This is a genomic window from Candidatus Electrothrix sp. (assembly GCF_052785085.1).
Genome location: NZ_JALAAI010000088.1, coordinates 1 through 16,934, shown reverse-complemented (window position 1 = coordinate 16,934; position 16,934 = coordinate 1). Strand labels below are relative to the sequence as shown.

At 51.7% G+C, this 16,934-nt stretch carries 8 protein-coding genes; 6 read left to right on the top strand and 2 right to left on the bottom strand.

The features are described 5' to 3' along the window. The first annotated feature begins 259 nt into the window (after positions 1 to 259). Complete coding sequence (locus L2082_RS13540) at positions 260 to 1,357, top strand: calcium/sodium antiporter (protein ID WP_446009872.1); 1,098 nt, start codon at positions 260 to 262, stop codon at positions 1,355 to 1,357. A 741-nt stretch (positions 1,358 to 2,098) separates the two neighbouring features. Beyond that, entirely contained in the window at positions 2,099 to 4,345 is a 2,247-nt protein-coding gene (locus L2082_RS13535) for a DNA translocase FtsK 4TM domain-containing protein (RefSeq protein ID WP_446011849.1), read from the top strand. A 15-nt stretch (positions 4,346 to 4,360) separates the two neighbouring features. Here the strand turns inward: L2082_RS13535 and amrB are convergent, their stop codons facing one another. Next, complete coding sequence (gene amrB, locus L2082_RS13530) at positions 4,361 to 5,161, bottom strand: AmmeMemoRadiSam system protein B (RefSeq protein ID WP_446009875.1); 801 nt, start codon at positions 5,159 to 5,161, stop codon at positions 4,361 to 4,363. A 315-nt stretch (positions 5,162 to 5,476) separates the two neighbouring features. On the opposite strand from amrB, the gene L2082_RS13525 reads away from it, so the two are divergent. The 4 genes from L2082_RS13525 (at position 5,477) to L2082_RS13510 (ending at position 15,326) form a co-directional block, all read left to right on the top strand. Continuing rightward, positions 5,477 to 6,322 carry a hypothetical protein gene (locus L2082_RS13525; RefSeq protein ID WP_446009876.1) on the top strand — a complete coding sequence of 282 codons (846 nt, stop codon included), beginning with the start codon at positions 5,477 to 5,479 and terminating at the stop codon, positions 6,320 to 6,322. Further along, positions 6,319 to 7,608, top strand: coding sequence for a BREX system ATP-binding domain-containing protein (locus L2082_RS13520; protein ID WP_446009877.1), 1,290 nt, complete (start codon positions 6,319 to 6,321; stop codon positions 7,606 to 7,608). Before L2082_RS13525 ends, L2082_RS13520 begins: the two co-directional genes overlap by 4 nt. Positions 7,609 to 7,611: 3 nt before the next feature. Next, positions 7,612 to 8,856 carry a BREX system ATP-binding domain-containing protein gene (locus tag L2082_RS13515; protein WP_446009878.1) on the top strand — a complete coding sequence of 415 codons (1,245 nt, stop codon included), beginning with the start codon at positions 7,612 to 7,614 and terminating at the stop codon, positions 8,854 to 8,856. A gap of 284 nt (positions 8,857 to 9,140) precedes the next feature. Continuing rightward, entirely contained in the window at positions 9,141 to 15,326 is a 6,186-nt protein-coding gene (locus L2082_RS13510; protein ID WP_446008130.1) for a DEAD/DEAH box helicase, read from the top strand. Positions 15,327 to 15,344: 18 nt separating this feature from the next. On the opposite strand, the gene L2082_RS13505 is transcribed toward L2082_RS13510, so the two are convergent. Continuing rightward, positions 15,345 to 16,406 carry a hypothetical protein gene (locus tag L2082_RS13505; protein WP_446008131.1) on the bottom strand — a complete coding sequence of 354 codons (1,062 nt, stop codon included), beginning with the start codon at positions 16,404 to 16,406 and terminating at the stop codon, positions 15,345 to 15,347. Between the last annotated feature and the right edge of the window lie 528 nt (positions 16,407 to 16,934).

The following is a 16,934-nucleotide window of genomic DNA, read 5'->3' as shown; positions in this document are numbered from 1 at the left end:
TTGTTCAGATTATGCGTAAAATAAGGAGAGAAAAGGACTTAAGGGAGTTAATAGAAGAGCATTTTCATCCAGGTGTTCCAGCTATTTAAGTGGTACCAGAGGGATATGTCAGATAGGAAATTATCAGAACGTGATATTACCTATTGATCTTTCCACCTTCTTACAGGTACAATAAGTTTAACTCTCTGTACTTAGATTTACCCTTACTTACTGCCTTTACTGTCCTTACCGGGCGCTTTTTTTGCGAACATAAAAAATTATGGATATCATTACCGCAGGAGGCAGCCTCCTGATTATGCTGATCGCCATTTATATCCTGGCAATCATAACTGACGAATACTTTATTCCCAGCCTGGACCGCATTTCCCACTTCCTGAACCTGCCTCATAATGTGGCAGGGGCCTCGCTCATGGCTGTAGGATCATCAGCCCCTGAACTGGCTATCGCCTTGACAGCCCTGTTTCATGGTAGCGGTGAACATAGCGATGTGGGGATTGGCACGATTGTTGGGTCTGCGGTCTTTAATATCCTGGTCATAACCGGGGCCTCAGCCTTGGCCCGACCAGCAAAAGTCACCCTTTCCGTGGTTATACGGGATTGCCTGGTCTATGTGCTCTCCATTGCTCTGCTGCTCTTTACCTTCTTGGATGGACAGATTCACCCGATGGAAGCCTTTTCTTTTCTCTTCTTTTACATTGCTTATCTGGTTATCCTCTATAAATGGAACTCCTGGTTTCCTGATACGACTGATGCAGAGGAATACAAAATAACAGCCTCGAACACTGACAAGAGCAACTTGGATGATGAGCAACGAACAAAACTGGCCATGATCAATCATTGGACATCCAAGGGCCTGGGCTTTTTTGCTGGTCAAGTGGAGCAGTCCTACTTGCGGGTTTTTCTGGTCTCCATTGCTGTTATTGTCGCGTTAAGCTGGATCTTGGTAAAATGCGTAATTGTCTTTGGTGATGCCACTGCCATCCCTCCGGTCATTGTTGCCCTGACCCTGCTGGCTGCTGGTACCTCAGCGCCGGATATGATCTCCTCAGTGGTTGTTGCCCGCCAAGGACGAGGTGACATGGCGGTAGCCAATGCTGTGGGCTCAAATATCTTTGATATTCTCATCTGCCTGGGCCTGCCCTGGCTGATTGCTATGGGTATTGGAATGTTGAACGGAGGTCAGACCTTTGTCGAAGTTGGAACTGCGGATCTGCTCACCTCTACCCTGGTGCTGTTGGGAACGGTTTTTGTCCTGTTTATTTTTCTTTATACAGAACGGACCCTGAGCCGGATTGAGGGAGGTATCCTGATAGCGATGTATATTATCTATGTCCTGTGGATCTGGCTGGGCGGGTGATGAGAAGTCCGTACAAAAACGTTGTTCAGAACAGTTCATCCACAGCAACAGAAAAACCGGAAAGGAGAAGAGATTCCACCGCCCCTTTTCCCTCAACCTCCTGGTGCAACTGGAATTTCTTTGGGTGCGGCTCTTTTAAAACAGAATCAACATATTGATAAAATTTTCATTTTTTAGTTTTGGCTGTCGTTAATTTGCTTGATTTGTCCCTGCTGATGCGGTAAAAAGTTACAGGTATTTTTTTACTCAGCACCCTGGAGAGTCCATATGTACAGCCCCTGTCACCTTGCGGAAAGCAATAAAGAATATTACATACCTTCTTTTGAAGCACTTGATAAACTGGCTCCCCACACATCCGGCATGAAACTCTCATCTTCCTCCTTCGAAAATGTGGAAGCAGTTATTCAAGAAAAAGGACAAGAAATTATACGACAACTGGCGCAAGGGTATCTGTCCCAACGTTCTGCGGAAGAGAAAAAAAAAAGAATTTGTTGTTGGAGAAGACGGTATTCGCCGCAGTAGTCGCAGAAAGGGTTGTACCCGAAAGATAGATTTTATGTTTAAACAGCTTGCGATTAAGCCAATATCGACCTGATAATATTCAAAATTAAAATTACTGCGGCATTACAGACCCTCTGATAATCCTTCTGGTATTAATCGGTTTACTTGTATTCCCAATGGGGTACGGCGTGTGGACATGGTCTCGTCAGGAAAATTGAGAACTGCGCAATTATCTCCCCTATGTTGTTAAAGGAACAGAACCAGGAAACAGAACTCCACAAAGAGGCAGTCGCTCTGACCTGCTCATTTCTCGGTCTTTTTCTCCTGCTCAGCCTTGTGAGCTATATTGTACCGATCTTTGCAGCCCAGCCCGCCTTGCCCACTGCTGAAGGCAATTGGTGCGGTGGTGTAGGGTTTTATACAGCCTTCTATCTTTTTTCCTTTGTTGGCGTTATTTCTTTCTTTCCAGTACTTTTGCTCTTTTACGTCGCTGTGGCCCTGTTTACGGTCTCAGCAACTCTGGAGCGTCTCCCCTCTATTATTGCCGGTGCCACAGGAACCCTGCTTGCAGCCTCTGGACTCTTGGCCGGTGCTGAACAAGTTTTCTTTCCATCAGCATTTATTCTTCCTGGGGGTTATCTGGGCGATTTGCTGCGAGGAGGTCTGGAAGGAGTTGTAGGATCTGTTGGCTCGGTGCTAATCCTGGTTTTAATCCTGATCTTCTCTCTTATGGCCGCAATCCGCTTTTCTCCCCTGACCTCTGCCCTCTGGTTCTGGGAACAAACACCCGTGGTTGTGGAAAAAATGGCTACAGGTAAAGATTGGACCAGAGATAAAATTACTACCTGGAAAACAGAGCGACAAAAACGACTGGAAAACCAACCCGCTCCTCTGAAGATTAATCCCCCTGCGGCAACTCCGTCTCTGCCTGTCCTGCAATCAGCAAAAAAAGTCTTTAATGCGGCAGAAAAGCAAATCACCAGGGTTAAAGAACGGTTCCCTGCTGTTCATGAACCTGTTAAACGGGAATCAATCATGGCAACGGAGGATGGCGAATTTGCACCAGAACCACCCGTTGTACGAACCGGAGAATTCCAACTCCCACCAATTTCCCTGCTTGAAAAAAATACTCAGGGTGACCTGGAGGTTGACCGACAGCACTATTATGAAGTCAGTGAAAAACTGGTTGCCAAGCTACTGGATTTCTCGGTCAAGGGCGAGGTGGTCGGAGTTTCACCTGGTCCTGTGGTCACCACCTATGAATTTGCTCCTGCTGCCGGGGTAAAGATCAATAAGGTGGTCAATCTTGCTGATGACTTGGCTATGGTCCTCAAGGTGGATCGGGTCCGGGTGGTAGGTTCCATTCCTGGCAAAGCCGCCATTGGTCTTGAAATCCCCAATCCCGAACGAAAAACCGTATTTTTTCGGGATATTTTACTCAGTAATGTCTATCGTAATTCCTCTTCCTTCCTGACTATTGCTCTGGGCGTTGATTCCATCGGTAAACCGGCTGTGGCGGACCTGGCCAAAATGCCCCATCTGCTCATTGCCGGGGCCACTGGTGCGGGTAAGTCCGTGGCTATTAACGCCTTTATCTGCTCTGTCCTTTACAAGGCAACCCCGGAAACCGTCCGCCTGTTAATGATTGATCCCAAGCGGATTGAGCTTTCAGTTTATGAAGGCATTCCTCACCTTCTCCATCCAGTGGTGGTGGAACCAAAAATGGCCAGCCGGGCCTTGATCTGGGCTGTCCGGGAGATGGAACGCCGCTATAAGCTGCTGGAAGAGCATCGGGTGAAATCCTTTACCTCGTATAATGAAATTGCCGAGAAAAAACTCCCCTATATTATTATTATTGTTGATGAACTGGCTGATCTAATGATGGTATCCTCAAAGGATGTGGAGACCTCCATTGCCCGCTTGGCCCAAATGGCCCGGGCCGCTGGCATGCATATTATCCTGGCAACACAACGCCCGTCTGTGGATGTGCTTACCGGCCTGATCAAGGCCAACTTTCCCACCAGGATTTCCTTTAAGGTTTCCTCCAAAGTGGACTCCCGAACTATTCTTGATGATTCCGGGGCTGAACATCTTCTGGGGCTGGGTGATATGCTCTTTCTGCCTCCAGGTGCTGCTAAACTCCAGCGTATCCACGGGGCCTTTATCTCTGAAGAGGAAACAGAACAAATCATCGCCTTTCTCAAACAACAGGGTGCTGCTGAGTATGACGAAAGCGTGCTTCAAATGGTGGAAGAGGACGCTGCCAGCGGCGAAGAAGGGGATACCGAGTACGATGAAAAATACGATGAGGCTGTGGCTGTGGTGACCGAGACTGGTCAGGCATCTATCTCTATGGTTCAACGACGCTTGCGGGTCGGCTATAACCGGGCTGCCCGGATGATTGAGATGATGGAACGGGACGGAGTGGTTGGGCCTGCCGATGGTTCCCGGCCCAGGGAAGTGCTTGCCCAAGGAAATTATTCCTGACCATCTACCTGCCATTCAAAGAATAACAACGCCAGCATAGCCAACAACCTGCTCTGTATCGCCGCTGACCTCTCCAGAGTCTGTGTACTGGACAAGCTCTGCCTGCTTGGCTCCCAGTTCAACAACTGTCAGCAAGGTAATTGTGGTGGGAATAACACCGCACATGGAGATCTGACGGGACAGGACAGTTTCGTAAAGCCCGGCAGCATCAAGTTGCAGAATATGATCCAGAGCAAGATGATCCTGTTTTGAGGCCTGTGTACGGGAAAGGTAATGGGTCATGTCCGTACTGGCAACCAGCAGGACAGAACGGTTAGCTGATCGAAGAGCCTGGGCAAGTTTTTGAGCAGCCTGACAGCATTGTTGCCAAGAAAGCTGAGAAACCGATATGGGCAGAACCTGTAATTCCTTTTGAAAATACTGAAGAAAAGGGACTTGTACTTCCAAAGAATGCTCGTTGCAATGGGCAGTATCATCAGCAGCAAATAACGGGGAATTCTTAACAAGGGCTTCAGCAAGATCTCGTGCCAAGGGTACCTGCCCCAGTGGCATATCCCAATCCTGGGTTCCCACTGCAAGCGGCCTTCCCTGCCCATGATGATTAGGGCCAAGCAGAACCACGGTCTCAGGAATCCTGATCCGGGCAAAGGTCTCTCCTGCCACTCCTCCTGAATAAACATAGCCAGCATGGGGCGAGAGTATAGCCTTTGCCTCAATCTTATCTGATCTGTCCGGGATCAACCGGCTCAAATCCTGGCGCAACTTGGTCGGATCACCCTCGTAGAACCTGTGAGCAACTGCGGGTTGACGAAGCATGAGATCTCCTCAACATGATTGATGGTTTATGATAGGTTTCCATCATATTGCCATGCTTATCAATATGATGCAAGGCGTTTTTTTCAGTTGCAGCATTGCAGCCCAGAAAATTCAAGGGAGATTGTACGGATGGGCATAAGTGAATACGACCCGAATATGAACGGTTATAGTTGATAGAGAGAGTTGACTATACCAAATTTTATTGATATGTTAACACCTCAGAACCTCCATGGAGGCATCTGATACTTTTTCATAGAACACCTATCCCCTGCCCCTTGGGATGGAACAACAATACATGAATCAAGAGAGCAATCAATGGATATAGATCAAGAAAGCTTTTTGCAGGAAAACCAAGAAAATATCAACAACATCCTCCGGCCCTTTCAAAAAGAGCTCAACCGTGGTCAGCGGCTGGCTGATTTTCTCAAACAATGTCTGCGTTGCCTGGGTCGTGATGATTTCCTGCAACTGGAAGAGCTGTTAAACTCCAAGATAGCGCAGAATGTGGAAGACGAGGATACCCTGAGCAAGTGCGGGCCTCTTTTCCAGACCCTGCGGGAATACGCCGGGGAACAGGTGGAGAAATATCGCTTTGCGTTTATCGAAGACCTTTCCCGGCTGGCCGAGGAAGCCGAGCTGCCCATTGAAATCGATTTTCCCCGTTTCACCATCCTCAAGGGCATTGAAGGCGAGATTGATTTCAGTAAGCGTACCACCTCCATCAATAAAAAAGTCCTCAAATCCATTGATCCCCGCCGCATTGTCACCGCAGCCCTGCGCTGGAAAAAGCAGCTCTATGATGGTCCCTTTGATCCCCAGACCTTTGTAGACGGTCTGTACGCAACCTATACAAAGATCAATAAACAAGAGGATGCAGCACCGGGGCATCCTGTAGGGATTCAGCAGTTTTACCTGGAATATGTGATTTCCCTACAAAGCAAAGCATTTTTCATCAATATGGATAAGAGCAAATTTCGCGGCTACAGCCTGGAGCAGTTTGGCGTGGATCTGTGGCGATATTTTGAAGCAGGTATCGGTGGAACCTCTGATGGTATGATGTTGCAGCTGCGGCCTGGGCGGAATAATTCCCTGTGGCTGATCGACAGTGATGGTGAACGCCGCCAGATTACCGGAATTTCCTTTCAGGAGAGAGCGATATGAAGAGTATGGAAGAGCTGGGGCAGCTGAAGCCCTTCCAGGCCCGCTCCATTATTGAAGAGTTACGCAAAGGCAGTGTTCCGGCGGAGTATGTCCCGTTTTTCACGGTGGGGCGAGATAATTGGCTCACCTTTATCGAAGATGATCTGGCCAATTACATTGCTGAAGGCGGGGCCAAGGTCCGCTTTCTCAGCGGCGATTACGGGGACGGTAAGACCCATTTCATGTCAGTCATTCAACACCTTGCACGACAGGAAGGTTTTGGCGTCTCATTTGTGGTTCTGACCCGTGAAACACCGATTCATAAATTCGAGGCGGTCTATCAGGCCATTACCCAACAGCTTCATGGCCGTTTTGAGGGTATCGGCATCCGCAATCTCTTACGGCAATGGTTGGAGACCCTGGCGGAAAAAGAGGAGCCCTCTCTTGCCCAACTGGCTGATATGGCAGAGGCCTTGCGCAACCTGCCGGGCATGAACATCAACTTTGCCAACGCCCTCACTGCCCTGGCCCATAACCGCTTTGTGCCTCTGGAAGAGGGAGAGGAGCAGGAAGAGCGGGATGCTGCTCAGGAAATCATCTTCCACTGGTTTGAGGGCGGCAAAGTGACCAAGCGGGAGTTGAAACCCTTTGGTATCTTCGAGGTGGTTAACAAGTCCAACAGCAAGCAATTGCTCAATTCCCTGAACGTTTTTCTGCGCCATTCTGGGCACAAGGGACTGATTCTACTGCTTGACGAACTGGAAACCGTCATTGCCCAGTCTGCTTCCATGCGCAATGCGGCCTATGAAAATGTGCGCCTGCTCATCGACAACTCCGAGCATGCGGAATATTTTCACATCTTTTTCTCCATCATCCCTGACGTGCTGCTCTCGGAAAAGGGCTTTAAATCCTATGATGCCCTGTGGAGTCGGGTACGCAGCATCGGCCAGAAGAAAAAACTCAACTACCGGGGCGTACTGATTGACCTGCATCGTACCCCCTTGACCAGTCAGGAGCTGATAGAGCTGGGCCGCTGTTTACGCCGGATTCACGAGATATCCTATCGCTGGAAAGCTGAGGATTCAGTGCCGGACAAGCTGCTGGAGGATGTCTGCACAAATCAAGAAAAGATGGGCCTGCTCAGCGAGGTACGCCTGTTCATCAAACAGCTCATCAGCATTCTTGATATGGCGGAGCAAGGCGAAACACCGTCTGAAGAGCTTGATCTTGAGCAGCATATCGTGTCCAGCCAGCAGGAAATGGATCAGGAAAAAGTGGAACAACTGCAACCGAGCTGGGATAAGTAAGCCATGAGTAAGGATATGCCAGCCTTTGTCCAGCTCCTGGAAAAGGCAGATAATTTTACCTTGCGACGGGCCGTGGAACGGTTGCGGGAGGGCCTGTTTGATCCTTTTGGGGTGAGCCTGCTCACTGCCCGTGAGAGCCAGTTGAACAAGGTTTTTGATCAGGGTGCGCAGGATGTAGCCAAAAACAAGAGCACCCATCTCTGCGTCTGCGGCTCCTATGGTCAGGGAAAATCCCATAGCCTGACCTATCTGCGCCAACGGGCCCTGCAACAGGGCTTTGTGGTTAGCTCGATCAATCTTGATCCCAGGGAAGTGCCCATGCACGACTTTGGCCAGGTCTACCGTGCTCTGGTGCAACAGATTGCCTTTCCCAACAGCGATGACTCGCTGGTGAAGGTCTGGGAGCAATGGACCAAAGGAGGATATAAACAGCAGCTCAAAGGCAAAAAGGCTGATCCCCTGGCAATCATTCCCGATTGTATGCCCCATGTCTTCAAAGCCGTATTCACCGCCTTGGCCAACGATAATATGCAGCTTTCCAGGCGGCAAAAAGGCTTGAAAAAGCATGCTGCTTTCCGGCCTCGGGAATTTCCCTGGATTCTGACCAATGCCCTGAATGGCAATTCCCCGCCAGTTGTTCGACTCAGACAGGCCCTGAAATACCGGGAGGTTTCCTTTTACAAAGAGCAATCCCTGACATGTAAGGGTTGGGAGCCGTATTTCGATATGGTCAGAGGACTGGGCCTCATGTTCCAACAGATGGGTTATAAAGGCTGGGTGCTGCTCTTTGATGAGGCAGAAGCCATTGCCCAGACCCGGATTAATATGCGCCGTAAAAGCTACGCTGTTTTGCAGCGCTTTTTTTGCCCGGATACACCCTTAAACGGGCTGTATCCAGTCTTTGCCTTTACTGATGATTTTTTCTCTACGGTTAGTAATGAGGATTATGACCGGGTGGATACTCGTGGTGAAGTAGAACAACTCTATTTCAGGGAAAACTATGCCAGGGCCTGGCGTCGCCTGAATATTCATAATTTGCACGATCTTTCGAGTCGGGAGTGGCAGACTCTGGCTGAAAAATTAATCCATCTACATAGCAAAGCCTATAATTGGCAACCAGAGCCAGGGCAATTAGAGGAGCAATTGGCTGCTACGCTCAAGGAAACAGGTGCGCGGGAGGCCCGTTTGAAAATAAAGGCTTTGGTTAATCAATTGGATTTTGCTCAGCAGGGGGTTGTTTTGGGGTGAGGCAGAATGAGCATTTTAGCAATTGAGCTGCATCCGCAAGCTCACAATACTTAACAATGTATTTTTGTTGGTCGCCCTGTTAAGTGTTGTTGTAGGTAAAGAAGGTAATAACAGCAAGTTGCATAGGTGCCCTTCCGCGTCAAAAAATGAGCAGTTTCATTGCACTACGATTGACTGTTAGCTTGAACAACACTCCAAAGGGGCACCATCCCGGAGATTGAAGTCCAAAAACTTCTGATTAGCGGCTGCTGACTCCGCACGGTAAAAAGCACGAAATTAACAACTTGATCCACCTTCTCCCCAACACCTTTCGCGCCTTTTACGGTGCATTCCAGCAGCTGCATCCCATCCAGCAACAGGCTATTGAACCAATCCTGGCGCACAAAGATCTTATTCTCCAATCCGCCACCGGGTCCGGCAAAACTGAAGCGGTGCTGGCCCCGTGTATAGAGCGGGTCATCTGTTCCAGAGCCAACGAATCCATCCTCTATATCGTCCCTACCCGGGCCTTGGCTGCTGATCTGTATCGGCGTTTCAAAACGATTATCACCGAACGCCTGGGGCTGGGATTCGCCATTCGCACCGGTGACATCAAGCAGAGAGGCGGATGCAGCCCGGCCCTGATGCTCACCACGCCCGAGTCACTGGACGTGATGCTGGGTAGTTCCAATCAGGACCTGCGCGGTTTTCTTGCACGGGTGCGCATTGTGATCATTGATGAGGCCCACTCCTTTATCCATCAATATCGTGGCCGTCAACTGGTCTATCTGCTCCAACGTCTGGAGCGGCGTATCAGCCGAAGAGTACAAAGAATCGCCTTATCCGCCACCCTTGCCGATTCTGAGGAAGTGGGCCGGTTTTTGGGTTGCTCCCCGGATACGGTGTCCTTGGCCGACAAAGTAAGTCGGGACATCGTGCCCAGGCTGGTGCATCTGCAAGATGATGAACAGGAGCTGATCGGCCTGCTGGATGATCTGTACCAGGAATGGGAGTATTGCAAGATTCTGCTCTTTGCCAACAGCCGGGGACGCTGCGATAAAATTTTCGGACTGGTGAATCGGCTCGGTTCCTTTAAAGAGAAGGCCCATCTGCATTATTCCAATCTCACGTCTCAACAGCGTCAACAGGTGGAACGCAGTTTCCGCAAGCAGAGCAGATCAATCTGCATTGCCACCTCCACCCTGGAGCTGGGCATTGATGTGGGGGATGTGGATGCGGTGCTCCTGTTTGAACCGCCTGATTCAGTGGCCGCCTTTTTGCAACGCATCGGTCGGGCCAATCGACGGCAAAAGGCTATCCATTTTTGGGGCATCTGTCGGGGCGAACAGGCTGGACAGCAGGTCTTGCGTTTTCTCGCCCTGCTCAGTCTGGCCCGGCAGGGACAGGTGGAAGCAGCCCTGCCCAAAAACTTTCCCAGCGTGTTGAGCCAGCAGGTCATTTCCTGTTTGTATGAAAAAAAACGCCTTTCTTTACCAGCGGTGCAGGAACTCTTTTGTGATCCGGGGATTGATCCGGCTTCTGATCTGGATAGCGAAGAAACGGCAACCCAGCTCGAAAGCATCTTTCAGTCACTGATCAAGAAACAATGGCTGCGCAAGGACAAACTTGAGGGGCTGTATACAGGGGGCTGGCGGTATTGGGATGCCCTGGTGGAGCAGCGGATTTGGTCCAATTTCCCGGAAACCGAGATTGAATACAAGCTGGATGTGGCAGGCGAGCCTGTGGCTGATATTCCCCAGACCATTGTCAAGCAGCTTGATCCCGGCGACAAGGTTCTGCTTGCCGGTCGGCCCTTACGTATTTTATGGATCAACACCAAAGCGGATAAACGGGTTTTTGCCGAACCCACTCAGGAACGGCTGGATAACAAGGAATTGCTCTGGCTCGGCATGGGCTGTCACACCTCTTTGGAAACAGCGCAGGCCATGCGGGCGGTGCTCAAATCAACAAATCAGGCTGATAATACAGAGGCCGATGGACTTTTTTCCCGGACCAAGAAACTCATCCGTGAGCAAATGGCACGGGATGCCAAGGCCGTGCTGCTTGATAACGGCATAGAGGTAGTCCTGACCGAAACAGGCTCTTTTCAATACCGCACCTATCTGGGCGCAGTAGGGAACATGTTACTGGCCTGGAGTGTGAAGGAATATTTTGCTGCACAATCAGAGGATATTGAGGTGGATTCTGATGAAATCGGCCTGGTGTGTACGCAATGGATTCCTTTTGCAAAACTGCGCCTTCCCTTGCAATGCGATGATTTCACGGCCTGGGTCAAAAGCCATTTTAAGCAGATACGGGCCATGTTTCCGCTCAATGCCTTTTGTTCGACCTTGCCCCTGGAAATATTACGCCAGGAACTTGTTGATCATATCTTTGATCAGCGGCTGATTGATTTTTTCCAGCAATACAAAGACGGTTCTTCCGAGATCGTGCAGGGTGATCCCCGCAATCTTGAGTTTCATCCTGAGAAAGCTGCGGAACAAGGGGCCGCCTTTCTTGATCTGCCGTGTGACTGCCCATCCTTATTAGTCTCGGAAAAGGAGCGTCATGAAGGTGCCGGAAGCTCCGCTCCTGTCTCCGTACTTAGCAAGGAGGCACGTTATCAGAACAGACCCCTGACCGGCACCATGATCGGGGAATATTTTCGCCATCACCAGTGTGAGCGGCAGTTCTGCTTTTCTTTTCTCCGGCCCGAGGATCAGCCACCCCGACAAAACCTGGTGGACGATGAGTACGCCAGCCTGCGTTTGGCACGGGGTTTGGCATTTGAACGGAAGATCATGGATGAGCTTGCCAGCCTCAAAGGACAATTTCATATTATCCGGGAAAAGGATCCGTCCGGGGCACCACGTTCTCTGGAATCCCGTTATAAGGAAACGCAGGACTGCTTGCTGGGTATTTTAGAGAAAAAGGATCTGGCAGGCAACCTGTATCTGGCCCAAGGCGTGTTTATCCTGCCAGGGCTGTTATCCCTTGCACCGGACTTATCGGACATTGGCCCGGCTGATAACAGAAAACCTGGTACTCCTGATGCCAACATAGACGGGGTCGGTATCCCGGATCTCATCCGTATTGCAGCTGGCGATTCAGCCGGAAAGCAACATATCATTCTGGAGGTGGGCGACATCAAAAGCGTTATCAGGCCCCGTTATCATCAGAAATGGCAGGTGGCCTTTTACGCCTTTTTGCTCAAGAGCTTGTTGGAGCAGGACCAGTTTAATGCGGACAAGACCGTCCAGGTCGCGGACACCGGTTTTCTCCTGATCCGCTCGCCCCTTGATGATACGCCTCAGCGGCAGACCTTTGCTCTTCAGCCCTATCTGGCAAGCCTGTCTGCGCTGTTGCGCAACTTTGCCCACGGTCTCTCGTATCCTCCAGATCAGGCTGGATGGCAATTGCAAGCCCATTGCCTGAGTTGTCCCTATTTCTCCTTCTGCTACGGGCAGGCCTTGCACGAGGAAGATATCCAGTTCATTCCCCGGCTCTCCACGGGTGCTTTGGAGAAGCTGCGGGCTTTGGGGCTGCGGAATATTGAGGAGGCATCTGATTGGTTTGCCGATAATTCTGTAGGGGCACGGCATGCCGTACCCCTACGTACCGGGCAGGCACAGGGGCCTGCCCCTACAACATATACCGAAAACGGAACCCCTGGCCCTGCGAGGGTAAACACCGATTTCAGCCCTGCGCAAAGAGAACGTCTGCACTGCGCTGTCACGGCCTTGCAAGAAAACAAGATACTGCTGATCCGGCAAACCACAGATCTGTTCCCGGCCCATATTGCAACCTGTTTTTTCGTTCATCTGCTCAATGATCCCGTGACCATGCTGCCCAAGGCTCTGGGTTTGGGAGTGGGGCAACGTGGTGAGGGTGCTGAGGACTTGCAGGTATTCACCTGGGTGGTTGGGGAGCAATCAGCTAAGGGCCGTAGGGGCGAACCCCTGTGTTCGCCCTTGCCCTCCTCGGATACAGGGCAGGCACAGGGGCCTGCCCCTACAGTTTGGCGTGATTTTTCCAGGTGCCTCCTCGCCCTCTGGCAAGAGGCTACTGAGAAAAATGGTGCGCCGCATATCTTCTTTTTTGGTGCAGGAATCCGGCAGGGTCTGGATGACTGGGCAACGATGATGAAGGACGGGCCGCTGCGCAATCTTTTCCGTCACAGTCTTGAGCCTTCCTGGACTGATCTTGAGCAGGTACTGCACAGGCATTTTGCCCTGCCCATTCCTGCCACGCTCACCCTGTATGATCTGGCCCGCCTTCTGGGTTTATGTAGGGGCGACCGGCCGGTCGCCCCTACCTTACCAGCCCCGGAATCCCTTGTCCATTTTGATTCGTTGCCGGACACCGTAGGGGCGAACCCCTGTGTTCGCCCTTGCCCTTCTCCGATACAGGGCAGGCACAGGGGCCTGCCCCTACAACCGGAGGATCAACAACCGGATGACCATCTTGCCACGATCCTTAACATCAACAGACAGGTTCAACAATGGATTACCTCCCATCTGAGCAGTGAATGGAGTAGGGGCGACCGGTCGGTCGCCCCTCCTTGGGATAATCCGGATGAGCCTGCGCAAACCGGGTTGAACAACGGCCTGGCCTATCAACGTTTTCTTGAAACAGAACGAGCTACGCAGGAAAAAGATATCAGGGACTTGCAGGAGCTTTCTCTGGCCGAACGGGTGGAACGATTTCGCGCCCTGGGGCCGCTCCATTTTACCGGCACCGGCCTGGATGATGAAGGCCGCTTTCTCTATCTCTTTGCAATGCAGGATGGTGCAGAGGCCAGGGTGTCCAAATTTCGCCAGGGTGATTTCCTCAAGTTGGTTCCCCTGGGCGTGAAGGATCTGCAAAGCGGCATGCCGGTGATCGTGGACAGCTACGAGCCGCAGCAGGGATTAGTTGCCCTTTCTTCGCGACAACGCGGCACTCTGCATTTGCAGAAAAATCATTCCTATTCGCTGGAAGAAGACGCAGACGACTGGACCACGCCCAAGCTCATTGAGGTGGTGCAGACCGTGTATTCTGACAAGATTCATCACCCCTTGGTGGATCTATTTGATGGAGAATGGGATTTCACCCAGCCTTCGGATTGGCAGGAGTGGGTACAGGAATGGCTGCAAACAGAGGGCAAGCTTGCCCGCTTGAATGCCTCCCAACAACAGGGCCTCAGAATGCCGTTTCGCCATGCCTTGAGCCTGATTCAGGGGCCGCCGGGTACGGGCAAGACCAACCTGCTGGGCTGGATATTAATCGCGCTGATCCGTCACGCCCAGGCCAACGACGAGCCGCTCCGCATTGCGGTCAGTGCCTTGACCCATCAAGCCATTGATCAGGTGCTCACCAAGGTGGTCAAGCTGGTCAATCAACATAGCCTGTCCGATTTTCCGGGCCGCTGCTGCAAATGGGGCAGGTGGGACGAGCCGGACCTTGAAGAAAACAGTGACAGGATGCAGGTGGAACCGCTGGAAGACTCTAATCAGGTGATGCGCTCTTCCCATCTCATTCTCGGTGCCACCGGCTATGGTCTGACGAATCTTGTGCACAAGGGCAAAAAACTGCCTGCCAAGCCCTTTGATTGGGTGATCTTTGATGAGGCTTCCCAGATCCTGCTGCCCCAGGCCATGCTGAGTCTGATTCATGGCAAGGGCAACTTTCTTTTTCTCGGCGATGTGCATCAGTTGCCGCCGGTGATCCGCTCGGCCCCGGTTGAGAAGGAACCGATTGACCACCCTGACCACCTTGAGCATCACGGGGATGATGAGAATAATGAAAACCTGGAAAATGAGGTTCGTCGTTCCCTGCTCAGTTGCATGCTGGACCGCTACCCGCAGCAGAGCGTCTTGCTAGACCTGACCTATCGCATGAACGCAGAAATTTGCGCCTTTCCCAGCCGCACCTGGTACAATTCCCAATTACGCCCGGCCCCGGCAAATGCTGCTGCCCGGTTATCGCTCAAGGGCAGACTCAGCAACGCCCCCTTGGACAGGATCATTGATCCGGTAAAACCGGTGGTACTGGTCCGTGTTGATCATCACGGCTGCGGCCAAGAATCCATCATGGAGGCGGAAATCATGGCCCGCCTGGCCCATCGCCTGCAAAGCAAATACGGGCTGGACAAGAAACAATTAGCCCTTATCTCACCCCATCGCGCCCAGAATAACCGGATAACCCGCCGCTTGACCGAGCTGTTAGGCAGCAGCGATGACCTGCCCCTCATCGACACCGTGGAACGCATCCAGGGTGCGGAACGCGAGGTGATCCTGTTCGGCTTCACCTGCTCCGACCCGGATCAGGTACTGAGCGGGTTCCTCAACAACCCCAACCGCTTCAACGTGGCCATCACCCGCGCCCGCTGCAAACTCATTGTCGTGGGCAGCGAGACCTTTTTCACTGCTGTTGCCCAAAATGAGGAGAGCTTGCGGGCCAATGTTTGTTTTAAGGAGTTTTTTTCGTGTTGTCCGTCTGTTGATGGGTGAGAAGATCGGCCGGTCTGCTCAGGCACTGCTGCTCACATCCAGGATATCCACCATCCGGCCTGTGTATTCGTTTCTGACCTTATTGACCAGGGCCGCATAGTCCTCCACTGTCACGTCAAGGGAAATCAGTGTGGACCCGGCATAGCCGGGCAGGGGGTATAGGCCGTTGCCGGTAACACGTACCGCATCGCCTGCCTCCCCGCCTTTGCTCATATTGAGGAGGCTGAGGTACAGCTCTCCGTCCTGGGCATTGATCACGGCCTGAATCCGCACCCGTGCGCTTACACCAAGGGGATGGGCACCGCTGACCCGTGCCAGCGGACTGGTCTCGGCCCCGCTCAGGATGCCGTTGTTCCCCATCGGATCAATGGCCAGCGGGGTACGGAGCAGACGCTGATACGTGCCGGTACGCAGGCTGCCGTGGGCCGTGTAATGGGTGGAGACCGAGACCTGATACTCGTTGTTCCAGGGGTCGGGCTGGGCCGGAATCATGGGTACAACCAGGATCATGCTGTTGGAGGTCATGGCGAAGCGGGTCTGCATGGCCCGGCCCTCGCGGGTGCCTTCAAGCACGCATTCGCCGTTGCCCGTCTGAGGATCAAAGAGCAGGTCGGTGCCGGTGAGGCGGAGCACCCCGTCCGGATTGAGCACGTCGTTCAGGCCCAACACTGTGTCCTCGGCCCCGGCAATGATCGGCAGTTTCTGATCAGGAGAAAGGCGTTCCAGGTGGGCCTCCTGCCGCACCTTGTCCACAAAAGGCCGGGCAGCATAGACCTGAACATTGACCTTGGTGTCCGCAGGCAGCGGATCGTCGGGTGCGTCCATTCTGGCGGAGACGGTGAGATGATAGGTGAAGGCGTTTTCCAGGGAAACCTGATCGCCTTCAAGGAGCAGTTCCTGAATCACCTCGTCCCTGGTGCGCAGTACCGATTCAGCCTGCTCCTCGCTGCACACCGGGTTTTTCAGGACAATATGCTCGGCCAGTTTCGTATAACCGACGCTGTTTTTCGGGATAACTCTGGCGCGAGTGGATCGGGGTGTGGTCAGGGCATTCTGTTCAGGCCGCCATTGTACGGTCATGGCCGGTACCTCCTTATGGAAAAGGTTAACTGATTGGCACTGCTCTGAAAATATCCTCAGTCAGACATGGTAAAAAGAGGGGATGATTTTGTCAATGATAAATACGGAAAAAGTGAAAGCATGGTTCGGGATGAACTGGACGCATGGTTCGGGATGAACCGGACGCATGGTTCGGGATGAACCGGAAGCATGGTTCGGGATGAACCGGAAGCATGGTTCGGGATGAACCGGAAGCATGGTTCGGGATTGTTCGGGAGGTGGGAGTGGATGTTTAACCAGCGAAAAGAAGTTCTTTTCCTCTTAGACGTTTTTCTATTGACAGAGACTGTTCCAGCTACTTAAGTTTAAGATACGTTGCTGGCCAGCATGGAGGAGAAGACATCTGCTACAAGTTTCTTGCACTGATAATTTCACCTGACCTTCAACGGGCTGTTTTTCATAGCTAACCGTGTTATACTCCATGAAAATGCTTTTTAATCATAACATTGGAGGATGCACTTATGTTAACAAACGAACTCAATTGGTTTT

Excerpts from the sequence above, each read along its gene's own strand:
- L2082_RS13535 (WP_446011849.1), top strand. The coding sequence starts at position 2,099 with ATGTTGTTAAAGGAACAGAACCAGGAAACAGAACTCCACAAAGAGGCA.
- L2082_RS13515 (WP_446009878.1), top strand. The coding sequence starts at position 7,612 with ATGAGTAAGGATATGCCAGCCTTTGTCCAGCTCCTGGAAAAGGCAGAT.
- amrB (WP_446009875.1), bottom strand. The coding sequence starts at position 5,161 with ATGCTTCGTCAACCCGCAGTTGCTCACAGGTTCTACGAGGGTGATCCG.
- L2082_RS13540 (WP_446009872.1), top strand. The coding sequence starts at position 260 with ATGGATATCATTACCGCAGGAGGCAGCCTCCTGATTATGCTGATCGCC.
- L2082_RS13505 (WP_446008131.1), bottom strand. The coding sequence starts at position 16,406 with ATGACCGTACAATGGCGGCCTGAACAGAATGCCCTGACCACACCCCGA.
- L2082_RS13525 (WP_446009876.1), top strand. The coding sequence starts at position 5,477 with ATGGATATAGATCAAGAAAGCTTTTTGCAGGAAAACCAAGAAAATATC.
- L2082_RS13520 (WP_446009877.1), top strand. The coding sequence starts at position 6,319 with ATGAAGAGTATGGAAGAGCTGGGGCAGCTGAAGCCCTTCCAGGCCCGC.